2 protein-coding genes are annotated in these 2,434 nt (G+C 65.3%); both read left to right on the top strand.

Translation table 11 applies throughout. The features are described 5' to 3' along the window. Positions 1-1,460 (top strand): cation:proton antiporter (locus tag HLA95_RS26925; protein ID WP_306422399.1); only part of this gene is annotated, 1,460 nt, incomplete at its 5' end. Positions 1,461-1,674: 214 nt separating this feature from the next. Continuing rightward, complete coding sequence (locus HLA95_RS26930) at positions 1,675-2,385, top strand: potassium channel family protein (protein ID WP_191061834.1); 711 nt, start codon at positions 1,675-1,677, stop codon at positions 2,383-2,385. Positions 2,386-2,434: the final 49 nt, after the last annotated feature.

Here is a 2,434-nt window from a genome sequence, read left to right on the forward strand (position 1 = left end):
GTATCTCCCCCCTCTCGATGCCACGCTTCTGCCCGTGCGTAGCCGCGACGCTCGCGCCTGGAGAATTAATTGCCTACGCCGGCAGCCTGACTCGCCGCGACCGGTTGATCCTGCCACCGACAAGGATCCACCCGCGCATGGGCCTCTATATCGGAGTTCTCACCGTCCTGGGTGCGGTCATCCTGCTCACGGCATGGCTGCCCATGGTGCTGAAGGAGGCGCCGCTGTCGCTGCCGATCATCTCGGTGGGCCTCGGCGCGCTCGTGTTCGCGCACCCGGCACTTGAGCCTTGGGCCCCTTACCCCCTCGAGTACCCGCTGATCACCGAGCGCTTGAGCGAGCTCATCGTCATCATCGCCCTGATGGGCGCGGGCCTGAAGATCGACCGCGTTCTCGGCTGGCGGCGGTGGAGGCTCACCTGGCGCCTCATCGGTCTGGCCATGCCGTTGACCATCCTTGCCGTGGCCGGTCTTGCCTGGTGGCTGCTGCAACTGGATCTCGCGGCCGCCCTGCTGCTCGGTGCCGCGCTGGCCCCCACCGATCCGGTGCTGGCAAGTGATGTCCAGGTGGGGCCGCCCCGTACCGGCGAGGAGGACGAGGCACGGTTCACCCTCACTTCGGAAGCCGGCCTGAACGATGGCCTGGCCTTTCCCTTCGTCAACCTGGCGGTGGCTCTCGCCATTGGCGGGGGGAGCCTCACGGCAGAAGGTTGGCGTGATTGGCTGCTGGTCGAGGTGCTTTGGGAAATCGTGGCGGGCATTGTGGTGGGTGCGCTGGTCGGCTGGATCCTCGGCTACATCACGTTCCGGCTGCCCAACCGCACCAAGCTGGCGCGGACCGGGGACGGCTTCGTGGCGCTGGGAGCCACGATGCTTGCCTATGGCATCACCAGCGCCATTCATGCCTATGGCTTCCTGGCCGTGTTCGTCGCTGCCCTTGCAATCCGCGCGGTCGAGCGCAACCACGAGTTCCACGACAAGCTGCACGACTTTGCGGAGCAGTCCGAGCGCATGCTCATGATGGTGCTGCTCGTGCTATTCGGCGGCATGGTCGTGCATGGCGGCCTGCTTGGTCGGGTCGACGGTGCGATGATCCTGTTCGCCCTGGGGACACTGTTCATCGTCCGCCCGGTTATCGGCATGATCAGCCTGGCCGGCACCCCGACCTCATGGGCGGAGAAATGGACGATCGCCTTCTTCGGCGTTCGCGGGCTGGGCTCGATCTACTACCTTGCCTACGCGTTCAATCAGGCGAGCTTCCAGGATCCGACCCGGCTGTGGAGCGCGGTGGGCCTGGTGGTGCTGATCTCCATCCTTCTGCATGGCACGACCGTCACCCCCGCCATGAACCTGCTGGATCGGCACAGGAAGAAGGCTGGGATGTCTCCCGCCGGCCTCGCCGCCGCCGCGCCCCTTCCGGAGGTGGCGCGCCTGGCGAGTGTCGGCAGGGAGGAAGCATGATCCGGGCGAAAAGGGCGGTCATCACGACCGTGGCCGGCAATGTCCGGCACGTCATTCGTGTGTGGCCGAAGGGGAGTGGACAACTGCTCGCCCTTGGGGACGCCTCGGGCGCGGAGCGGGCGGTCATAGAGGAATGAGGGCGCCAGCGCACTCCATCGGATGGCTGCGCACTGGCCTGCGGCGCTTGTTCTACGGCCATCGACGGAACGCCATCATGTTCCAGACGGGCCTGCTGGCCCTCGATCTTGCCGCGCTTGCCTATTTTCTAGCTACGACCTTCGTCCCCGATGCGCCTTGGATCCGAGCGGTCGACCTGCTGCTCGGCACGCTCTTGTTGCTAGAGTTCCTGGGCCGGCTCGCCGCCCACCGCCACCCGATGCACTATCTCGACAACGCATCCGCGCTCATTGATCTCGGGGTCATCCTTTCTCTGTTCCTGTCGGCGCTGGTCAGCAACCTCGCGTTCCTGCGCGTGCTGCGCACGGTCCGGTTGCTGCGGTCCTATAACGTGCTCGGCCAGCTCAAGCGCCACTTCCCAACGATACGCCGCAACGAGGAACTGATCACGGCAGTGCTCGACCTTGCAGTATTCATGCTGATGGTGGCCTCGATCGTCTACGTCACCCAACGCGCGGCGAACCCGGAGATCACGGACTTCCTCGACGCGCTCTACTTCACCGTGACGACGCTATCGACGACCGGCTTTGGCGATGTCACGCTGGTGGGCTGGCATGGGCGGCTGCTCTCCATGGCGATCATGATCGTCGGCATCTCGCTGTTCTTCCGGCTGGCGCAGGCCGTGTTTCGTCCAGCCGGAAAGGTGCGCTACCCCTGTCCGCGCTGCGGCTTGCAGCGGCACGACCGGGACGCGGTGCACTGCAAGGCATGCGGGGGGATTCTCAACATTGCGAACGATGAGGACTGACGCTCGACGGTTCCAGACCACCAACTGAGCTGGATTTGCAGCAGCACCA

The organism is Geminicoccus harenae (assembly GCF_019800005.1).
In the GTDB taxonomy this organism is placed as follows: domain Bacteria; phylum Pseudomonadota; class Alphaproteobacteria; order Geminicoccales; family Geminicoccaceae; genus Geminicoccus; species Geminicoccus harenae.

What these genes read in the sequence shown, in the direction of transcription:
- HLA95_RS26930 (WP_191061834.1), top strand. Translation starts at nt 1,675, where the DNA reads ATGTTCCAGACGGGCCTGCTGGCCCTCGATCTTGCCGCGCTTGCCTAT.